Below are 21,758 nucleotides of genomic sequence, written 5' to 3'. Positions count from 1 at the left end.
ATGGATTAACGTTCGAATCGACGATTTCGATCTGCATAATGCGCGAACGATTTTCCCGCTTTTGTTTCCCCAATCGACCAAAAAGGGAACAAACACGGGAAAATCAAAACATCAATCTGCAAACTTTGACGCCATAATGTAGACTAGAAAGATACTCAAAAATCAATCATGTTAAGCACGTTAAACGCGTACAAATTTTAAGGGAAGTGAATATGTCATCGAAATCGGCGCAGCAAAAGTCTTCGCCTATGTCAAATTATGCAAGATTGTTCTCTTTTGAAGGAACGCGAGCATTTTGCATATCTGGAGCAATAGCAAGGCTGCCTATTTCGATGATGGGTTTAGGAATCGTTCTTGCACTAAATCACATTTACAACAATTGGACTATTGCAGGCACTATGAGTGCCGCATACGTGCTATCACAAGCAGCCGTAACGCCATTATATGCAAAGTTTTTTGATAGATTTGGTCAAAGAAAAGTTGGAACACTTGCTCTAAGCGCGCAAGTTGTAGCTATGCTATCTTTTGCTGTTGCAGCGCTAATACGTGTACCATTGCCAATACTTTTTGTGCTTGCAATCTTAATGGGAGTTACGCAATTTGCGTTCGGCGCGCTTGTTAGAACGCGCTGGGCATACACACTTAAAAGTCAAAGCGACGATACGTTACTAAACGTTGCATATGCGCTTGAATCTGGAATTGACGAGATTGTGTTTATTTTCGGACCAATTCTTGCAGCATGGCTTGCCACTAGCGTTCACCCTGTATCTCAACTTTTTGTGCCGGTTTTAGCAAGTGGACTAGGTGGAGCGTGGTTCTTATCACTTAAAAACACACAGCCAGCGGTTATTAAAATCGTGCAAGTAGAAAGCGCGCCTAAATACGACGAAGACGTGCAAAATGCAATAAGCGAGCAAAGCGAAAACGTACAAAACACACATAAAAGCAACAACACTACAAAGCTTATAGACAGGCTTTCACTTAAACAACTCAAAAACAAAAATCGTAAGAAGAAGCCTAAAAACGTTCTTCTTTACCGCGGAATCATACCACTTGTTGTTATGTTCCTTGTTTTTAATATGAGTTTTAGCGCTTTTGACGTATCTGTTACTGCAGCAATGCGCGCGCAAGGATTAGACAAATTAATCGGCTTGCAACTTGCGCTGTTTGCATGCGGATCTTTAGTTGGAGCTGTTATTTTTGGTTCGCACAAATTCCGCGGATCTAATTGGTCTCATCTAATCGTGTTTTTAAGCCTTCTTACTATTGGCTTTATTCTTATGAACATTAACTTAGATAGACTTGTGCTTCTAAGCATTTTTGAGCTTTTAAGCGGACTATGTGTTTCTCCGATTTTTGCAACTGGAAATCTTATTGTTAAAGACACGATTCCTGAACACTCGCTTACCGAAGGATTATCGTGGCTGCCAACGGCATCTGCAACTGGCGCTTCTCTTGGATCAATGGTCGCGGGCTTTGCGATTGACGCGTGGAGCTCGCACGGCGGAATGATGGTTCCATGGATTTCTACGCTTGTTGCAATTCCAATCGCGTCAATTGGGTGGATTATTGTAACACGCAAACAACACTGACGCTTTTCATACTAAAAGGGGTATATGCCACAGCAAAAAACGTTACAAATGCCTCACCGATAATACAAATGTAACGAATCCGCATATCTCGCAACAGCAAACAGAGAATTACCCTTGCGCGCTACGCTCTAAGCGCGACAACCTGTCTGAGTTTTCAAAGCGTAGCACGAAGGCAATTCGGAGTATTATCTTTTGCAAAAAAGTATTGTAGAATTAGGAATAATAGGTTTTTATAACAAAACAATAAATAATAAACAAGAATTTTAGAAGGTGTGTAATGTTTGGTTCAGATTTATTCGCAGCAGCAGGCTTTGCTGACATTCAATCAGGCTCCGCAATTTTAGGTTCAATGATTTTCGCAATCGTTGTAGTACTAATCGGCATCGGAATCAAGATTTGGAAAAAATACGGTAAGCATTAGAGTTTACGCTTTAACACACGTTTCAACACACGCTTTAACATTTTGACTTTAACTTTAGCTTTATAGGTTATTTACGACAAATTCAAAGCGATTTGCTTCATATTTTTAAGTGTTAATCCGTTGAGGCGTAACGCTACAATGGATTAGATGAGTAAGACAACGATGCAATTGACGGATGAGATTCTTGCAGAAATTGTAGACTCTGTAAAAACCTCCCAACCTTCAAAAATAACGAATAAAAAGTCAAATAAAACTGTGAAAAAAGAAAAAACAACTAATACAAGTAAAAAAAGCAATAAAACAATCGATAACAAGATTAACGATAACAATATCGAATCTTTGAAAGCAAGCAAAAAAATCAAAAATACGCAAAGTTCTAAAAGTTCTAAAATAGTTAAAAACGCGCTTCCACCAGTGGTAAACGATCAGCGCGATGGTGCGTTAATCGCTCCGCCAAAATATCGCAAGGGGTCAATGAGAATTGTTCCGCTTGGCGGATTGGGCGAAATCGGAAGAAATATGAACGTTATAGAATACAACGGTCATATCTTACTTATAGACTGCGGAGTGCTTTTCCCAGAAGAAGAGCAGCCAGGCGTAGACCTGATTTTGCCAGATTTTCACTACATTCAAAACAGGTTAGATAAAGTAGATGCTCTGGTACTTACGCACGGACATGAAGACCATATTGGTGGCGTGCCATATTTGCTAAAAATGCGTCCAGACATTCCTCTAATCGGATCTAAATTAACACTCGCTTTTGTTGAAGCAAAATGTGCAGAACACAGAATCAACCCAAAAATGATTCATGTAGAAGGCAGAGACAAGCTAAAAATAGGTCCTTTTAATTTGGAGTTTATTAGCGTAACACACTCCATTCCAGACGCTCTTGCAGTGTGTGTAAAAACGCCAGCAGGAACGCTTATTGATACGGGAGATATAAAGCTAGATCAGCTTCCACTAGACCATAGGCTTACTGATTTAGTTGAATTCGGAAAGCTTGGCGAACAGGGAATTGATTTATTAATGGCGGATTCCACAAATGCCGAGGTTCCAGGATTCGTTAAGCCAGAAACCACTATTGGACCAGCTTTGGATCGCGCGTTTGCGGAAGCCACTCGCAAAATAATCGTCGCAAGCTTCTCTAGCCATGTTCACCGCGTTCAGCAAGTCGTAGACGCTGCACACAAGTATGGTCGAAAAGTTGTGTTCGTTGGGCGCTCAATGGTTAGAAATATGTCTATTGCGGCAGATCTCGGCTACTTGCATATTCCAGAAAATACTGTTGTAGATTTAAAGCAAGCAAAAGATATTCAAGACGACAAGCTTGTGTATATGTGCACAGGATCTCAAGGCGAACCAATGGCAGCTCTTGGGCGAATCGCAGACGGAATACACAAAGATATTACAGTTAATGAGCTTGATACCGTAATTCTTGCAAGCTCACTAATCCCAGGAAACGAGCATGAAGTTTACAAAGTAATCAACAAGCTTGTGCAAATGGGCGCTCGCGTAATCAACAAAGATAATGCTGCGATTCATGTTTCTGGTCATTGCAATGAGGGTGAGTTGCTCTACTTGTACAACATTGTTAAGCCAAAATGCGCTATGCCAATTCACGGCGAACACAGGCATCTTGTGGCAAACGGTTCGATTGCTGTTAAAACAGGCGTGGATCCTAAAAATGTTGTTTTGGCAGAAGATGGAGATGTTGTGGACTTGTACCACGGAAACGCCGCCGTTGTTGGATCTGTGCCATGCGGATACGTGTATGTTGATGGCGATTCCGTTGGCGAGCTTACAGACGAAGAGCTGGAAAAGCGTAGAATCCTTGGCACAGAAGGATTTGTGTCTAGCTTTATAGTGGTAAATACAGATAGCGCAGATGTTGTAGCAGGTCCAAAGATTTACTTGAATGCTGTTGCAGAAGACGAGTCTGATTTTGAAAAAGTTCGATCTCAAATTGTTTTCCAGCTTCAAGATGCCATGATGCACGGCGAGAAAGACACGTATAAGCTTCAGCAGATTATGCGAAGAACGCTTGGAAGTTGGATTGCGCGTGCGTTGCGTAGGAAGCCAATGATTGTGCCAGTAGTAGCAAATATTTCAGAAAATAATCAAGAATAAGGAAAATATAAAGGAAATATAAAAAGGAAGGTAAATATGCCAGGAGCAAATCTGACTCGCGTAGAAGCGGCGGAACGTTTTAGCGCAATTCAAATGCCAATTCACTACGATGTTGCGCTCGATTTAGGCAAAGGGGGACGCGATTTTAAATCGCACACAAAGATTGAGTTTGATGCTAAAGCTGGTGGAACAAGCTTCCTCGATTTGATTGCAAACAGCGTTGAATCCGTTGTGCTCAATGGAGCATCTCTTGATGTTTCTAAGGTTTTTGCAAACAGCCGAATTGAGCTAGCAAATCTGCTTGAGCATAATACCGTAGAAGTTGTAGCAAACTGCCAATATTCCAACACGGGCGAGGGATTACATAGAAGCGTGGATCCTTCCGACGGCAACGTGTATTTGTACACTCAGTTCGAGGTGCCGGATGCTCGCCGCGTTTACGCAGTGTTTGATCAGCCAGATTTGAAGGCGGTTTTTGATTTTAGCGTGGATGCTCCAGAAAGCTGGATTGTGACTTCCAACATGCCAGTTAAGAGCGAAACAGCGCTGGAAGGCCGCGAAACTGAAGCAGGCACTTTGGAAAATGGCGCTGTAGAAGGAATGAAGCGCTGGGTGTTTGAGTCAACTCCAAAAATGAGCTCCTACTTAACTGCGATTTGCGCAGGACCTTATGCTGAGTGGCATACGACTTACAACAACGAAGACGGTCGCGTAGTGCCAATGGCAATGTACTGCCGTCAGGCACTTAAAGACGCTTTTGCAAAAGACGTTGACTACTTGTTCGATATTACGAAGAAAGGTTTTGCTTTCTACGCTAAGACTTGGGGAGTGCCATACCCGTACGCAAAGTACGATCAGATTTACGTGCCAGAATATAACGCTGGAGCTATGGAAAACATTGGTATGGTTACAATTCGCGACCAATACGTGTTTGAATCCAAGGTCACGGACGCATATGCTGAGCGTCGTGTTGTAACAGTTTTGCACGAGCTTGCACACATGTGGTTCGGCGATTACGTAACTATGAAGTGGTGGAATGATTTGTGGCTTAACGAGTCTTTTGCAGAATTCACTTCTACGCTTGCAACTGCTGAAGCAACAGAATGGCATGACGCTTGGAGCACTTTCAATTCTGGCGAAAAAAGCTGGGCGCTTAATCAAGATCAGCTTCCAACAACCCACCCAATCGTGGCTCCAATCAACGATTTGAACGACACTTCCGTTAACTTCGACGGCATCACTTACGCAAAGGGAGCTTCCGTATTAAAGCAACTCGTAGCGTACGTTGGTCGCGAAAAGTTCTTTGAAGGAATCCACAATTACTTGAGCAAGCATGCATACAGCAACGCAACTTTGGCTGATTTGTTGCACGAGTTGGAGCTTACAAGCGGACGCGATCTTAAGGCTTGGAGTGCTCAGTGGCTTGAAAAGGCTGGAATTAACACGATTTCTACCGAAGTCGAAGAAGCAGCTGACGGTACTATTGCTTCCTTGCGTTTGCGTCAGAGCGCGCCAGCTGAGCATCCTGTTCTTCGCGCACACCGTTTGGCTGTTGGATTCTACAATGTAGACGAAGCAAGTGGCGAAATTAAGCGCACAAAGCGAATCGAACTAGATGTTGACGGCGAAGTGACGGAAGTGGCGGAAGCGCGCGGCGAAAAAATGCCTGCGCTTATTCTCGTGAACGACGACGATTTAACGTACACAAAGTTGCGTTTTGACGCAAAGTCGCTTGAGTTTGCTGCAGAAAACTTGTATCGTTTCAAGGATTCTTTGACTCGCTCGCTTATTTGGCTCGCATTGTGGGATATGACTCGCGACGCAGAATTCCCAGCAGAACGCTTCGTGGAACTTAGCCTTAAAGCTTTGGCAACTGAGCGCGAATCAACTACTTTCCGCTATGCTCTTGGTCAAGTAAAGGTAACTGCAAGCCACTACGTGGTGCCTGAGCGTCAAGCAGAAGTCGCAAAGCATGTAGCTCACGAACTTTGGCAGTTGGCTTTGGCAGCTTCTGCAGGTTCTGACGAGCAATTCCAGTTGCTCAAGGCTTATCTTGGATACGGCGAAGTTGGAGATGCTGAGTTTGTGCGCGTAGCTAACGGATTACTTGACGGTTCCGTGCGCTTAGAAGGCTTGGAAATCGACAACGACTTGCGCTGGAGCATTCTTATTGCGCTCGCAGGCGTGAACGCTTTGGACGAAGCTGGAATTGACGCGGAACTTAAAAAGCGCGATACTACCGAGAATCGCGAATACGCTTACCAAGCTCGTGCGGCTCGATCAACTGCAGAAGCTAAGGATTGGGCTTTTGAACAGGCTTTGCGTAATCTCAATTTGACTAATATGCAAATGGGTGCTGTGGTTGCTGGCTTTGCAAGCACAGCTAAAGGCGATTTGGTTAAGCCTTATGTTGAGCGCTACTTTGCTGAAGTTGAGTGGATTTGGAAGAATCGCACATTCCATATGGCGGAAACTTTGATTGAAGGCTTGTATCCAAATTATGCGGATGTAGACGAATTAGTTGAGCGCGGACAGCGCTGGCTTGATGAGCATAAGGATGCGGATCAAGCTTTGCGTCGTATGGTGCTCGGCAAGCTTGATTCTTCTCGCCGTACGCTTAAGGTGCAGCATTACAACGCTTCGCTTTAGTATTTTGCAAGTTAATGGCTATTTTCAATGTACATTCCTAATAAGAAAATAGGGAAATGTAGATTGAATCTAAGTTTATTAAAGATTAGGTTGATTAAAGATTAATTCAAGGAGTCGCAAGATGGCAGAAGATATGCATCAATCAACGCCAACAATACATGGTGAGCAACTAAACGCGGATGGTACGCAGAAAGCGCAAGACCGCGTAAACAATCGATCTTTGCGCCCAAACAGCGATTCCTTTAAAGAGTTTATGACTAGTGGCTGGGATAACCAGGAGCCACAAATCGAACCGCTTGAGTCCTCAAAGTACACGCCAGCACGCTTAGAAGCGCTTGGTAAGAGGTTCCCAGGCGAGCGCCTTGTTATCCCAGCAGGTCAGCCAAAAGTACGCAATAACGATTGCGACTACGCTTTTAGACCAGACACAACTTTCGCATACTACACTGGCTTGGGTCAGGATTACGAAGCTGGCGCTGTTCTTGTACTTGATCCGGTGCAAGCAGGTAGCGACGAGGAATCGGCTGGCGAAACTCACGTTCCGCAGCTTTTTGTGGCTCCTCGCGCAGACAATAGCACTGATGCGTTCTACAAAGACCCGCACTACGGTGAATACTGGGTTGGTCCTCGCGCAGGACTCAAAGAGTTGAAAGCTATGACAGGCATTGAAACGCGCGATATTGCGGAGCTTGACGACGCAATCGCAAAAAATGTTAGCGACGATAATAGCTCTGCCGAAAGCGTGCGTGTGCGAATTGTGCGAGAAGCGGACTCCGATTTAACAGCACGTGTAGATGAGTTAAGAGAAGCGAGCGGATTTAGCGACGAAGATGCAAATATTGCTGCAGACGATAAATTGCACGAAGTAGCAGCCGAAGCTCGTATGCTTAAAGATGCTTACGAGATTGGTGAAATGCGCAAAGCTGTTGCTGCTACAAAGTTAGGCTTTGATCGCATGCTTACGCGTTTACCTCAAGCTTTAGGCAAAGAGCATTCTGAGCGCATGATTGAAGGCGCTTTTAACTCCGTTGCTCGAGAAGTTGGAAACGAGGTTGGCTACGATACGATTGTTGCTTCTGGAAAGCACGCTCCAATTTTGCATTGGATGCGCAACACGGGCGTGGTTTCTAGCGGGGATCTTCTTTTGATTGATGCAGGCGTAGAAGTCAACAGCCTTTACACGGCAGACATTACGCGAACTTTCCCAACAAACGGCAAGTTTACAGATTTGCAAAAGAAGCTTTACCAATGCGTTCTAGACGCTCAGCAAGCTGGTTTTGAAGCGGCTAAGCCAGGCGCAACTTACAGCGATATTCACCACGCTTGCATGCGCGTGCTTGCGGAGCATTTGTACGAGTGGGGTATTCTAAAGGTTAGCGTTGAAGAATCGCTTTCGCCGCAAGGTCAGCAGCATCGTCGTTGGCATGCGTGTGGTGTTGCTCACCATTTGGGTCTAGATGTTCACGATTGCGCTCAAGCTCGCTACGAGGCGTATCAGGGTGCGAAGATTACTCCAGGAATGATTTTCACAATCGAGCCTGGCTTGTACTTTGCTGCCAATGATCTTATGCTTCCGCCAGAAATGCGCGGAATCGGAATCCGCATTGAAGACGATGTTTTGATGACGGAGAATGGCCCTGAATGGCTTTCTATCGATATTCCTAAGCAGATTGATGATGTAGAGGCTTGGATGGCTCAGTGCGCGTCAAAGTAACGTGCGGCAGAGCAACTTTTTTCGATGAGATTAGTGCCACTTTTCTTATATTTCGGCGGAAAAGTGGCAACTAACCGTTGAGTTGTAAAGTTCAAAATCCTAAAGACCCAATTTATCTAATCTTAACGCAATAATGTTGTTATATCGCTTTGTTATAACAGCATTATTTTATTATCGGCGTGCTGCGGGTAAAAATGTTGAATCAACAAGTTGTAGCCAAAATCATTGATGCTCTTGAAAGGAATATAATGACTAAGCCAATCGTTCTTTCGCTTGGAGAAATACTGTGGGATTTGCTCCCACAAGGAAAACGAGTTGGAGGTGCTCCAGCCAACTTTGCGTATCACGCGCAATGCAATGGAGCAGAAAGCTATGTTATTAGTGCGGTTGGAGAAGATTCTCTCGGTGATGAACTTGTTGAAGAAGTTAAAAAAGCAGGGATCAAGCACGTTATTCAGCGCAATGCTTGGCCAACTAGCACAGTAGATGTGGAACTTAAAAATGGCATTCCAGAATACACGATTGTGCGAAACATTGCGTGGGACCATATTGTTTATACGCGAGAACTTGTAGATCTTGTTAGCAAAGCAGACGCGATTTGCTTTGGTACTCTTAGCTTAAGATCGCAAGAAACGCACGACACTGTTTTGGAGCTTTTAAAGCACACTAAGCCAAACGCCATGAAGTTCTTTGACATTAACATTCGTAGCGATCATTATTCAAAAGATTTAATTGATGCTCTGCTAAAAGAGGCTACTGTTTTTAAGCTTAACGATTCTGAGCTGCTTCTTCTTAGAGACATGTTCAATATTCGCGAAACTTCAGACAATGAGGCTTGCAAATGGTTCCAGGCGCGCTACGGCTTGGATTATGTGATTTTGACTGGCGGATCTACTTTTAGCACAATCTTTACTAAGACGGGAGAAAGCTCCACATATCCGACCCCTCATGTGGAAGTTAATGACACAGTTGGTGCTGGCGATTCGTTCTCTGGTACTTTTACTGCAAGGATTTTGGCTGGCGATTCGCTTAAAGACGCGCATCGTGCTGCAATCAACACTGCTGCGTACGTTTGCACTCAAGCAGGAGCCTGGCCAGAGTACCCGAGCGAAATCCCAGACTATCTTTCTAAAGCAGGACTGTAGTCTGTAAGAATATAAACAAAAAGCTTCAACTTGTAAGATGAATTAGGTAATTCCTAGAATCAAACGAGTTGAAGCTTTTTTATACGCCATTAAGACGATTATCTAGTGGGGCCTCAGGGGCTTGAACCCTGGACCGGCGGATTATGAGTCCGCTGCTCTAACCGACTGAGCTAAAGCCCCACGCTAACAAAGTCAGCAACGACTAGATTAGCACACACCCATAAACGTTTAACACGCTATGCAACACTATTCATATACAATTCGTATTGCAATGCACACTTATGTGCTCTGCTAGTCTAGTCGCCAGCTGTTTTAGCTCGAATAATTATGCTACTGTAGCTTGTCCTCTTCCAGAAGCGAAATTACTCAAAGCTCCAGTTTTACGAACTGCAACGAACAAAATCCAAGGAATAATTCCAGCAATCACAATACCGCTTATAAACTCACAAATCATGTGAATTGTTAGATAATTTACAGACTTACCTTGGTAGATTACGAACATCAAATAAATACCATATTCAATAGCTGTAAGACCACCAGCAATAACGCTTAAGGTAAGGTTATACTTCTTATATTTGGCAATCGCAAAAGGAATTTCGCTAAACACAGCTTGTAAAGCGGCAGAAGCAAGAACCATGAATGCGGAGAATTGTTGACCAAGAATATTTTCGAATACAGCACCAAGAACATTAACATAAATCGCAGCACCAGGCTTACGAATTAAAAGAAGAGCAAGAGGGCCAGACATGTACCAAACGCCATGCAAAATGCTGCCAAATCCAGGCAAAATCGTTCGCAAAATAGGTGAAATCTGGGAGAAGAACACAATAGTAAAGCCCCAGTAGATTACACCAAACAAAGCAGCTAAAGCAGCTCCAAGTGATATATCTGCCACTCGCCAGCGAAGACTGCTAATTATTGTAGGCGTAACTTCTTCTTGATTCTGAGCCTTGTCTGTTATAGGCGTGCTGGATTGGGTGTAATTTGATTCATTATTTGATTCATTATTGAAAATATCACTCATAAGAGTCCCTTAACTACTAGACGCTGCGTATTGTAATTTCTTTAAAATCGTCTCTTGACCTACGCAGCCTGGGCGGAAACGACATCGAGTACTCTACCATTTAGTTTCCACTAACACGCCTTTTGAATAATTTTTTGTATAATTTGTAACATTTTTTACTATTGCAGAAATTTATAACGCGTTATAAAGTCGCTTACGCGACGCCAAGCAAGGAATATCGCTCGCGTTGCAAATGTCTCGTGAGCGAGACAAATCTAACGAATTTGAGCCAAAAAACGTTACAAATGTCTCATCAATGATGCAAATATAACAAAAAACAGCCAAAAACTGTTACATATGTCTCGTGAGTGAGACAAATCTAACGAATCTGTAGTGCATTTCTACTTCGACACGCCGTAAAGCAGGAACAAAAACACTACAGTTACTAATCTAGATAGTTGGAAAAATGAGCATGAGAATGTCGCATATAACGAACACAGCGTATGGCGAGAGTTAAATCAGGGGGAGTGCAAACAAAATGTCTATGGAACATCCAAATAGTAACGGCGAGCGCATTATTGATGTTGAGCGTGATATCATGCGACGCGCTCCAGAACATAATAAGACGAATCTTGATTTAGACAGAATGCGCCTAATACTTGATATTTTGGGACATCCAGAGCAATCGATGCACGTAATTCACATTACTGGCACCAATGGCAAGGGATCCACGGCTCGCATGGCGGAGGCGATTTGCCGCGCGTACGGTTTGCGCACAGGTCTTTACACTTCGCCGCATTTGCAACGCGTAAATGAGCGAATCATGATTGATGGCGAGGAAATTAGCGACGACCATTTCGTTGACGTGTATGATCAAATGAAAGACATTATAGACATGGTTGACGCTCGCATGGACGCTGATGGCAAGCCGCGCATGAGCTTTTTTGAAGTTCTTACAGCTATGGCGATTTGGGCTTTTGCTGACGCTCCTGTGGATGTTGCCGTGATGGAAGTTGGCATGGGTGGCGAATGGGACGCCACTAATGTTATGAATGCTGATGCTGCGATTATTGGTCCTGTAGACATGGATCACATGCAATGGCTTGGAAACACGGTTGAAGAGATTGCGCGCACAAAAGCGGGCATTATTAAGCCAAATTGCACTGTGATTTTGGGGCCGCAGCCACACGAATCGCAAGTTTTGCCGATTATTCAAGAGGTGGCAAATCGCAATAATGCCAAGCTTTTACGCGACTTTAGTGACGGCAGTGGCGAGCTAGAGGTTATTTCGCGCACTCCAGCTGTTGGCGGTCAAGTTGCCACTTTGCGCACGCCTAATGGCACTTATGAAGATGTGCCGATTGACAAGTTTGGTGTGCATCAGGCGCATAATGCTTTGGCGGCGCTTGCTGCTGCGGAGGTTGTTCTGCCTGTAAATGGCGCTTTGGATGGCGATTTGGTTGCCGAGGCTTTGAGCCAAGTTAAGGTTCCTGGGCGCATTGAGCAAGTGCGCACTTCTCCGACAATTATTATTGATGGCGGCCACAATGTTAATGCTGCTGAGTCGCTTCGTAAAACAATCGAGGAGAATTATAATTTTGAGCAGCTTATTGGCGTTGTGGCAATGATGGCAGATAAGCAAGTTGAAGAATACTTGGGTGTTCTTGAGCCGATTTTAACGAAGATTATTGTTACTCGTAACTCTTGGCGTGATCGCGTTATGGATCCAGAAGATTTGGAGAAGATTGCGGTTAACGTATTTGGCAGAGATCGAGTGATTCGCGTTGACGATCTTCCAGACGCTATTCAAGAAGCTGTGAATCTTGTTGACGAAGACGATGAGCTTGGAGTTGGATACGGACATGGAGTGTTGATTTGCGGAAGCTTTGTTACAGCTGGCGACGCTCGAACTATGCTTATTGAGCGCGTTAATCCAGACTTGAAGAAGCCTAAGGATCAGCGCGCTAATACTCATCCAAACATTGCGAATTGACTTTAGCTAAAGAGGTGCTTAGCTAAATAAGCGTTTAATAATAAACGAATCTCCTTCGTAAGGAACATGCTTGTTGTGCACCTTTATCCAGCGTTCGTCGCCCTTTCCAATAGCAAGTATTATGTTGAGTCTGTTGTTCTCTCTAGCATCTTTTCTTGCTTCTTCAACACTGTACTCAATAGCTTCAGCTCTGTTTATAATAATTCGCGATTCAACGTTTGGATTGGTTACGCAAGATTGCATGTATTTGCAAATGTCCATTTCGTCTTCGACATTTGTGTCTTCTTGAGTGAACACAAATTGGTTGATTCGATCTTGTGCAGCTTGAACTATTTCTTTTCTCCTGTCAACGGCTTTGTCTCCCGTGGATCCTGTTACAAGCGTGATTCTAAGATCATTGTTACCGTATTTGTCGTATACGAAGTCGACAACAGATTTTGTGGAAATGTAGTTGTGTGCGTAATCTACTATGGCAACTGTATTGGATTTTGTGTCTTTAAAGACTTCCATTCGCCCCGATATTTGAACGTTTTCTATAGCATGTAGGGCTTTTTGATCTGTGTTTTCATTTATGCCTAATGCGTTTGCGATTGCGATTGCTGCAGTGGCGTTTTCGTAGTTAAAGTCGCCTGCGATTTTTAGATTGAATTTGTCTATAGTTGTGTAATTAGGTACGAATTGTTTTTTGTTTTTCTTGCTTTCGTTGTCTAAAATAGCAACATAATGTTCTTGCGCGTCTGATGAAACTGGCATTGCTACATATTTTGTCCAAATAAGTTCTGGATATTTTTCGCTTTTTTCGTAAGGGTGAATGTCTGAATGATCGCTGCATGCTTGGCAGTTGCAGATGTTTTCGCCCATTTCTTCTTTTCGTACTCTTGAAAATGTTGTGACGTCCACGTATTCGTTTTGTGCGTCTTGGAGTATTAAGTCTGCGTGAGCGCAGTCTGCATTGAGTATAAGCGCGTCAGTGTTTTTTACGATTTGGCGTTTGCAATACAGGTAGTCTTCAAAAGTTGGGTGTTCTATTGGGCTTATGTGGTCTGGGCTTATGTTTAGGAATGCTGCCACATTAAAGTGTAGTCCGTATACTCGCTCTACTTTGTATGCTTGTGATGAAACTTCCATGACTAGGTATTTCATACCGTTTTTTACGGCTTGGCTCATCATGCGGAATGCGTCTAGGCTTTCTGGTGTAGTCAAATTAGATTCAACATATGTTTTTCCATCTAAGCAATTGTCAACGGAGGAGAATAGGGCTGCTTTGCCTTCAGAATGTTCGTTTAAAATTGCATGAGTGAAGTAAGCTGTTGTTGTTTTTCCCTTTGTTCCCGTAATTCCAATAACTCTAAGTCTTTCTTGCGGGTTTCCAAAGAATTCTGATGAAAGCAAGCTCATTGCTTTACGAACGTCTGTTACTATAAGTCCTACTGCATTGGTGTAATCCGCGTAACTTTGCTCGGCAACGTATGTAGTTAAGCCATTTTTATCAGCGTCTTTAAGATATTCTGGCTTAAAATTGCCTTTAATGAACAGAAGAGTGTTTTTCTTAATATCTCGTGAATCGTATGTTATGTGGTTGTATGTTTTTTTGTAGTTTTTAAAATCGTCCGCGTTCATAGACCAGATTTCGTTGCGAATATGCACGAAATCGTTGTTTTCTATGTTGTTTTCTATGCAGTTGTTTTGTTCGTCTGAGTGTTCAGTATTGGTCTGTGGGAGTTTTTGGATAATTTCTCGTAGAAGTCTGTAATTTTTTAAAATTGTGCTTGCGTCTAGCATGTTTAGATGAAGATTTGTTTTTTCGCTCATTTTGTTCCTCTTGATTTTGAATTATAGCCAGTTTCCGCTGCTAGCTGGTTTTCCTTTGGATTTTAGCCACTCGTCGAAGCTGTTTTTCCACTTTGTATACGCTTTGCGTTGCCATGTCATTAAATCGCATAATTCAAGATTTGCAACATCTTCATGTAATTCGCTTATAGGCTTAATCAAGTCCACTGCCGCTACAGTGTCTGCTGTTGCGTCGTGAAAGTCTCCGATTGGCTCTACGCCGTAGAATTGTGTTGTATGTGTAAGCGTTCGCTTGCCTGTGCGCTTAGAAACAGCGCGGTCTATAACTAATGGGTCTACTACAAGAATTTCTCCATCGTTGATTGTGCTATTCGGGCGATTGTTCAGGCTTGTTAAATCCCATTTTTTTAAATCATGCCTTAGCATTTCAACGTCGAAAGGAGCGTTGTATGCAAGCAGTGGAATATTTTTGCTCTGCGCGAGGCTTACCGCCGCAGCCAATGCTTCGATTTCCGCCGTTGGTTCCCCACCGTTTTCTTGTAGGAACTCGTCCGTAAATCCGTTGACTTGGCTTGCTTTTGGATTAATTGGCTTGTGCGGGTTTATTAACCAGGTTGCTATCACGTCATTGTGAGTCTTATTTTGTGGGTTTCTGAGCACAAGAGTTGCTGAACAAATGGAGTCTTCGCCGAGAATTGCGCCCGTTGTTTCTGTGTCGAAACCGAGCAGGAAGGATTGGCTGAGTGGCGTTTTTTCGCTTTGCTGCTGTGTCTCGTTTAGCGCTTCCATAAGCTCGTTAATGTTGTTTGGCATAGTCTTAATCGTAGAATGCGCTGCAGACCCTGAGTTTGTGTTAGTAAATGGTGGATTGTTATTTTTTGTAATGTTGCGTCTATGAGTTATTTAGTGCGAATTTTTGCAAAATATGTAATAAAATGCCCTCAAAGTACACAATTATATGATAGAATAGCATCAAGAACGCTCGTTATGTTACAAAAAGTAACATTTTCTGAGAGTTGAGATGTGCTTTTTGTTTAGGAGTCGTTGTGGATTTACCTTTGCAAAAGCAAAGAAACAAAATAATAAATACAAAATAACAAAAGATTTAAAATCAAAAGGACAATGGTGTATATGAACATGGACATCAATGACGGATTTAATGACGCACTTGGCGACGGACTTAACGACGCTCAAAATCATCAGAATGCTACTGATAATAATAATGGCGAATATTCTTATAATTCTTATAAGTCATATAAGCAAGGAGAGTATGCTCGCAATCATATTCGCATTACTGCAACGAAATTGTCTGACGGTCGTGACTTTTTCTATCTTGATGATAGCCCAGATTATGTTAGCGGTCTTAAAACGCGCGAATTGAAAGATCCTAGAAAATTAGCGTATAGGTTTGCCTCGCATATTGATGCGGATGGTAATGAAGTGCAGTATGCAGCTCCGCAAATGCGTCAAGATCCTCTTACTGGAGACTGGATTCCTATGTCTACAGCGCGCATGAATCGACCAATCACTGCTGGCCCTGGAGCGCTTACTAAGGGCAATCCGCTTGCCGCTCGCAAACCTGGTTCTGCATATCAAGATGGGGAAGTTCCAGACACTGATTACGATGTTGTGGTTTTTGAAAATCGTTTTCCATCCATGGTTCAAGTTCCTGGTGTAAGCCGTGAACCTCATTATCTTAATGGCAATCCACTATGGAAACAAGCTCCTGCAGCTGGGCGTTGTGAAGTGATTTGCTTCGGACCAGACGAAAATATGTTACCGGCTCAATTGCCAGTATCTCGTTTGCGAACTGTAGTAGAGGCGTGGGCTTTTAGAACGGCTGAAATTAGCCAGATTGATGGCATTGAACAAATATTCCCATTCGAAAATCATGGTGCAGAAATTGGCGTTACTTTAGCTCATCCTCATGGTCAGGTTTATTCTTATCCGTTTATTGCGCCTAGACTTGAGCAAGAATTGCGACATACTCAAGCTTATTTTGAACGCACTGGCAGTAATTTGTTGAAAGATTTAATGCTTTCAGAGATTGATAATGCTTCGCGCATTGTAATGAGAAATCACAGTTGGGTGGCATATGTTCCAGCCGCAGCGCGCTGGCCACTAGAGGTGCATGTTGCTCCAGTTAGAGATGTTCTTTCTTTGGATCAGCTCGATGACCAAGAGCGTTGGGATTTGGCACAAATGTATTCAACATTATTGCGTCGCGGAAACGCATTCTTCGATAAGGGAGATGGATTGGGAATGGATCTTCCATATATTGCAGCATGGCATCAAGCCCCATTGCATGACCCTCGTCGTGAAAATTATCGTCTTAATTTGCAATTCTTCTCATTCCGCAGAGATGTTAACAAAATCAAGTATTTGGCTGGATCTGAGTCTGGTATGGCTGCGTGGGTTTCAGATACTACGCCAGAACTTATTGCACAACGATTCCATGAACTCGGTGCGGTTGATTTAGACTAGTTAGGCTAGTTAGGCTAATGTTATTAACTATATTAGTAATATTAAATATTATTATGATTTGTGAGTACAAAGGAGTGCTATTATGCCAGTATCATTTATTGAAGCAGTGAAGAATGATGATGGTGCCAGACAAGCAACATCACTATTCAGCGAGACTTTTGGCGAATATTGCAGAATGCGTTTGCAAGATAATGGTGGAGTATGGGCAAGCCCTGGACGAGTAAACATTATTGGTGAACACACGGATTATAACGAAGGATTATGCTTGCCTATCGCTCTTCCGCATCGCACTTTTGTTGCGTTGCATCCTAGAAGAGACACAAAAGTTAGAGTAGTTTCAAGCGTTAACCCTATGTCAATCGAACAAGCGGATCTTGATCATCTACATGCTGGAGATGTAAAAGGTTGGGCGGCATACGCTATTGGAGTGGCGTGGGCATTGCGTAAAGCAGGCTACTTAAAGGTACGTGGTTTTGATGCTGCGTTTGTTTCATGCGTTCCGCTTGGATCAGGCTTAAGCTCTTCTGCAGCAATGACATGTTCTATTGCGCTCGCTTTAAGTGATGCATTTGACTTAGGATTATCTGATTCGGATGTTGGGCGCGTGCAGCTTATTCATGCGGCGATTATGGCAGAGAATGAAATGGCTGGAGCTTCAACTGGAGGCTTGGATCAAAATGCTTCTTTGCGATGTGTTGAAGGTAATGCGCTTCTGTTGGACTGCAAGAAAGATTTGACGCCATTACAAAGCGTGAGCCAGCAGCCGTTTGATTTGGCGGCGAATAATCTAGAACTACTGGTTGTAGATACTTGCGCTCCTCATCAGCTTAATGATGGTCAATATGCTGCTCGTCGAATGATGTGTCAAGAGGCTGCTCAAGCGCTTAATGTGTCATCTTTGCGTGCTGTTGCTGATTCTATTTCTAATAGTGAGGATTCACAGCAGACTTTACAAGATACTCTTAATCGAGTGCAGAAACTTGGTGGCGAAACAATGATGAGAAGAGTGCGTCATGTTGTTACGGAAATAAATCGCGTTCGAGAGTTTGTTGAGGCTTTCCATAAAACAGACATTACTCTTGCGGGAGAATTGATGAACCAGTCACATAATTCATTAAGAGATGATTATGAGGTTACTGTTCCAGAACTCGATACTGCTGTTGATGTGGCTCGCAATGAGGGAGCTTATGGCGCTCGCATGACTGGCGGCGGATTTGGTGGTTCCATTATTGCTTTAGTTGATACTAATAGGGCTAAGCCGATTGCTCAGGCTATTGCTGATGAGTTTGCAAAACGTGGTTTTGCTGCTCCGCGCGCTCTTTCGGCTGTACCGTCATCAAGTGGTGAGCGAATTTTGTAGTATCTGCCTTAAATGGTGTATGCCTTAAGTAGTATCGCCTTAGGAATTGTGTATAAATATTGTGCATAAATAGCATATAACGTATAAACAAATAATATATAAACAAATAAACGCATAAACAAAATGTGCCTTTGAAAGTCTCTACTTGTTTTTCAACCTGTAGAAACGATCAAAGGCACTTCTTAATGGTAATTTATTGATCTTTTGGATTATTTTTGATTAAAGCTTGAATCCAGCGTAGTTTTTAGCTACTTCGATTACTCTGTAAACATCAAGATTCGGTTGAATATTGTTTTCTTCCCTTCTAATAAAATCAAGGAATTCGTACCAATATTGTTGGGCTTGTTCGTTGTGTCCGCAAGAAATTTCTCGCAATGCTTGGGAAAGTTTCTTAACGTATTCACGATGCCAAGAGAGAAGCAACCATTCGTTAGCAATGTGACCAGTTTCATTACTTATCTGTTTAGAAATAGTTGTTACCATTGAGTCCGCTAGGCAAGCAATGGCATTGAACTGTTCGCTTTGCTTTAGATTAATTCTTTCACCAATGGCGTTGAAATAATCGCATGAAGAAAGGTAAGAAACGGTTTGCAGCCAATCTACAGCAGTTTTCCAACTATTGCCATACAGTGATGCAAAGTATTCTTGCTTTATATCATCGTAAGTGCGCGTATTGTTCCACAGCATGGATCCCATAACATAATTAGGGAAATTATGTGGGAATCCTGCTCGAAGCTCTTGGCAAGAAATGTATCCATCTAATCCTAACTTACTAAGATGTGCAATATCGCGGTAAATAGTTGAACTTATAGCCATGTACCCTAAATCGCCATAATGTGCTCGTCCGAGTGGATAATCGTACACAAATCCATCTCCTTGGAAGGCTTTTTTCCAAGAAAACAGGTAGCTTAGATTTTCTTCTAGCGAGTTCGGCATAACTGTATTGTTGCGATTGTAGGCTTCAGTTTGTGGAATACCATTCTTGTAGTCAACGTCTGCGTAACTTTTTTCAAACGTTCTACTAATTGGTGCAAACATCATGGTGAAACGTTCTGGATTAGCAATTTTCGCATGCTCTGGTGCAAACAATAATTCGTGGTAAAGCAAGAAGCAAATATGAGTGTCAAAACCTTTTTCCGTAAGTTTTTTGTCAAGCGCGTTAAGAAAATCAACGTACTGATCGGAAGGGAACGTCTTTTTGCATTCTTCACATTCACAAATATTGTTGCAAGCGTCAGACAGCCATACGTGCAGATAATCTACGTCTGAATGTTCTTGAGCGTACGATACAACAATATCAACAAGTTGCTTAGTTACTTCTGGATTTGCAAAATCCAGACTCGTTAATATTGGAGCGCCGTTAAACAGTTCTCGTTTCCCTGCAATTTCGGCTACTAGTGGTTTTTTGTCTTCTGGAAGACTAACGCCTGACTCCCAGCCGTATTTTGAGGAGTATCCTAGAACTTCACCAGTCCAACCGTGTCCAACTCTATGCTGAACAATACCGCGCTTTTGCATTGCTTCATCAACAGAATCACTCATTTGTTGCGCAATATCAATGCTGAATGGCTCTTTCTCTTGATACGGATTAAACTCGTGCTCATACCAACGTTTGAGGAATGGGTACGGGTTTTCAAATTGTATAAAGAAGCTATTCATGCCAATTTTAGGAAGCCAATCAATGAAATCGACTATGTTCTCAATCTTGTCGGCTCCTTCGATGCATACACCTCTATGAGCAAAACTCGCCGTTTCATCAAGTTGAATATTTGCCTTTTCAAAGTCTTCTTCGCTAAGAGAAGGTAGTATTTCGTTGCTTCTGCCTGGTCTTAGGAATCTTGCTCCAAACTCGTAAGCAAACCTGTAAACGGCAATTAATAGTGCTACATCTGTATTAGTGTGAATTGAGATTTTTGCGCTAGTCACTTTCAAGCTAAAAGCATCTTTTAGATTCGCACGTTGCTTCTGCTCGTCGGATAAAAGCTTGAAATCTGCCTCTTCTAGTGTGCTTGCAGGCGTTATTTTCATGCCAAACATTCTTTTGCAGAGGCGTTCCATCTCATTGTAAATAAATTCACCAGTATTAGGATTAGCTTGAACATATAGTGTCTTAGACAACATGTTAATTAATCCTCCTTAGAAGTAGCGCTGTTCTTGCTATCCATTAAATCCTTTTCAGCCTTAGAATGAGCTGCGTCTGCTGCCTTGAAGAATGGGAAGTAGATTATAAAGGATAGTACTACAAGCAGTGCTTGTAATATAGCACCTTGCCAGCTTCCTGTAGCAAGGAATCCGCCGATGATTGGTGGAGTCGTCCATGGTAGTGCGACACCAGTGGTGTAAGGAACTAATCCTGTTGCCATAGCGCCGTATGTTACTACAGCATTGATGATAGGCGTAAAGATGAATGGGAAGATCATAATAGGATTGAGAACGGTTGGGAAGCTGAAGAGGATAGCAGTGTTGATGTTGAACAATGCTGGTATGCCTGAAATGCGACCCAATGTTTTGTATTCGCGGCTCCTTGAGAAGAAGAGAAGGCAGAGCGCAAGACCGATTGTTGCTCCGCCGCCACCCATGTACACGAACAAATCCATGAACGGTGCAGTGATGATGTTAGGAAGCGCGTGACCAGCTTGCAAAGCAATACGATTGGCGTCGGCTTGCTGAAGCCAGATTGGGTTCATAACAGAACCAACAACTTGACCGCCGTTTACGCCACAGAACCAGAATACGGAGTTGAGGAGTACGGCAACGAATGTTCCTGGAAGTGTTGCACCAATAAGAGCTAATGGAGTTCCAACTATAATAGCGAGAAGATTATTGAGGCTGCCAATTCCTGTGACTTGCAAAACTTTTGTTACTATTGCAAATAGAACAATTATTACTGTTCCTGGCACGAGTGCTGCAAACGAATGTCCAACAGCTTCTGGAACGCTTTTTGGCATTTTAATTGTGAATTTACGTTGAATAAACTGGCGATATATTTCTGCGGTTATGAAGGCTATAACAATTGCTGTGAATAAACCTTTTCCGCCAATAAGTCCGTAAGGAATGCCGTTTGCTCCTTCTTTGCTTGCGATTGGTGGAGTTACGAGAAGGAATGCGCCGATTGCAAGAACTCCTGCAGAAGGTCCGTCTGTTTTGTATGATTCTGCAAGTCTGTATGAAATTCCAAATGCGGTTGCTAGACCGATTAATCCAAAGGAATTGTTTGCCATAGTGCTAAGTAAAGCATCTAATTCGCCGTGTGTGTGAAGCCATTTGGTCCACGCTTCAATAGGGAAGCTTCCAATTAATGTGAAAATGGAACCAATAAGTACAAGAGGCATTGCCATAAGCACGCCTTCACGCAATGCTTTCAAATGCCGTTGTGCTGCGACTTTTTCGCCAAACGGCGCAAGTTTATTGGACAAAAAATCCATCATTGTATTTCTAGCCATTTTTATCCTTTGTTTGTTGTTCATCAATGAACTTTT

The 21,758-nt window shown here is 42.8% G+C and carries 14 protein-coding genes and 1 tRNA gene; 9 read left to right on the top strand and 6 right to left on the bottom strand.

All coding sequences use genetic code 11. The features are described from left to right. Positions 1 to 212 precede the first annotated feature (212 nt). The 6 genes from GAVG_RS05050 (at position 213) to GAVG_RS05030 (ending at position 9,648) form a co-directional block, all read left to right on the top strand. Entirely contained in the window at positions 213 to 1,592 is a 1,380-nt protein-coding gene (locus GAVG_RS05050) for an MFS transporter (RefSeq protein ID WP_004113044.1), read from the top strand. A gap of 277 nt (positions 1,593 to 1,869) precedes the next feature. Further along, a complete protein-coding gene (locus GAVG_RS07065) occupies positions 1,870 to 2,013 on the top strand; it encodes a hypothetical protein (protein WP_004113042.1) in 144 nt (47 codons plus the stop codon). A gap of 147 nt (positions 2,014 to 2,160) precedes the next feature. Next, positions 2,161 to 4,140 (top strand): ribonuclease J, encoded by a 1,980-nt coding sequence (locus GAVG_RS05045; RefSeq protein WP_009993765.1) that lies wholly within the window; start codon positions 2,161 to 2,163, stop codon positions 4,138 to 4,140. Between the two features lie 36 nt (positions 4,141 to 4,176). Then, positions 4,177 to 6,789, top strand: coding sequence for an aminopeptidase N (gene pepN, locus GAVG_RS05040; protein ID WP_009993767.1), 2,613 nt, complete (start codon positions 4,177 to 4,179; stop codon positions 6,787 to 6,789). Positions 6,790 to 6,910: 121 nt separating this feature from the next. After that, positions 6,911 to 8,503, top strand: coding sequence for an aminopeptidase P family protein (locus GAVG_RS05035; RefSeq protein ID WP_013399732.1), 1,593 nt, complete (start codon positions 6,911 to 6,913; stop codon positions 8,501 to 8,503). Positions 8,504 to 8,751: 248 nt separating this feature from the next. Then, positions 8,752 to 9,648, top strand: a complete 897-nt coding sequence (locus tag GAVG_RS05030; RefSeq protein WP_009993771.1) for a carbohydrate kinase family protein — start codon at positions 8,752 to 8,754, stop codon at positions 9,646 to 9,648. A gap of 106 nt (positions 9,649 to 9,754) precedes the next feature. Here the strand turns inward: GAVG_RS05030 and GAVG_RS05025 are convergent. Continuing rightward, positions 9,755 to 9,828, bottom strand: a tRNA-Ile gene (locus GAVG_RS05025). Positions 9,829 to 9,973: 145 nt separating this feature from the next. Beyond that, complete coding sequence (locus GAVG_RS05020; protein WP_004114512.1) at positions 9,974 to 10,672, bottom strand: ECF transporter S component; 699 nt, start codon at positions 10,670 to 10,672, stop codon at positions 9,974 to 9,976. Between the two features lie 517 nt (positions 10,673 to 11,189). Here GAVG_RS05020 and GAVG_RS05015 point away from each other — a divergent pair. Further along, positions 11,190 to 12,644, top strand: a complete 1,455-nt coding sequence (locus tag GAVG_RS05015; protein ID WP_013399731.1) for a bifunctional folylpolyglutamate synthase/dihydrofolate synthase — start codon at positions 11,190 to 11,192, stop codon at positions 12,642 to 12,644. 18 nt (positions 12,645 to 12,662) lie between these two features. Here the strand turns inward: GAVG_RS05015 and GAVG_RS05010 are convergent, their stop codons facing one another. After that, positions 12,663 to 14,456 carry a UDP-N-acetylmuramoyl-L-alanyl-D-glutamate--2,6-diaminopimelate ligase gene (locus tag GAVG_RS05010; protein ID WP_013399730.1) on the bottom strand — a complete coding sequence of 598 codons (1,794 nt, stop codon included), beginning with the start codon at positions 14,454 to 14,456 and terminating at the stop codon, positions 12,663 to 12,665. 21 nt (positions 14,457 to 14,477) lie between these two features. Beyond that, positions 14,478 to 15,248, bottom strand: a complete 771-nt coding sequence (locus GAVG_RS05005) for an exonuclease domain-containing protein (protein ID WP_004113025.1) — start codon at positions 15,246 to 15,248, stop codon at positions 14,478 to 14,480. 324 nt (positions 15,249 to 15,572) lie between these two features. Between GAVG_RS05005 and galT the strand changes: the two genes are divergently transcribed. Both galT and galK read left to right on the top strand, forming a co-directional pair. Next, positions 15,573 to 16,919 (top strand): galactose-1-phosphate uridylyltransferase, encoded by a 1,347-nt coding sequence (gene galT / locus GAVG_RS05000; protein WP_029600577.1) that lies wholly within the window; start codon positions 15,573 to 15,575, stop codon positions 16,917 to 16,919. A gap of 82 nt (positions 16,920 to 17,001) precedes the next feature. After that, positions 17,002 to 18,279 carry a galactokinase gene (gene galK / locus GAVG_RS04995; protein WP_004138635.1) on the top strand — a complete coding sequence of 426 codons (1,278 nt, stop codon included), beginning with the start codon at positions 17,002 to 17,004 and terminating at the stop codon, positions 18,277 to 18,279. Between the two features lie 219 nt (positions 18,280 to 18,498). On the opposite strand, the gene GAVG_RS04990 is transcribed toward galK, so the two are convergent. Together GAVG_RS04990 and GAVG_RS04985 are read right to left on the bottom strand one after the other, a co-directional pair. Beyond that, the gene (locus tag GAVG_RS04990) at positions 18,499 to 20,400 is read right to left on the bottom strand and encodes a DUF4838 domain-containing protein (protein WP_009994224.1); all 1,902 of its coding nucleotides are present in this window, start codon (positions 20,398 to 20,400) and stop codon (positions 18,499 to 18,501) included. A gap of 5 nt (positions 20,401 to 20,405) precedes the next feature. After that, complete coding sequence (locus GAVG_RS04985; RefSeq protein WP_014554396.1) at positions 20,406 to 21,722, bottom strand: PTS sugar transporter subunit IIC; 1,317 nt, start codon at positions 21,720 to 21,722, stop codon at positions 20,406 to 20,408. Positions 21,723 to 21,758 lie beyond the last annotated feature (36 nt).

Origin of the sequence: Gardnerella vaginalis ATCC 14018 = JCM 11026, assembly GCF_001042655.1 — a bacterium.
GTDB lineage: Bacteria > Actinomycetota > Actinomycetes > Actinomycetales > Bifidobacteriaceae > Bifidobacterium > Bifidobacterium vaginale.
The sequence above is the reverse complement of the archived record's forward strand: the minus strand, read 5'-3'. Positions and strand labels throughout refer to the sequence as shown.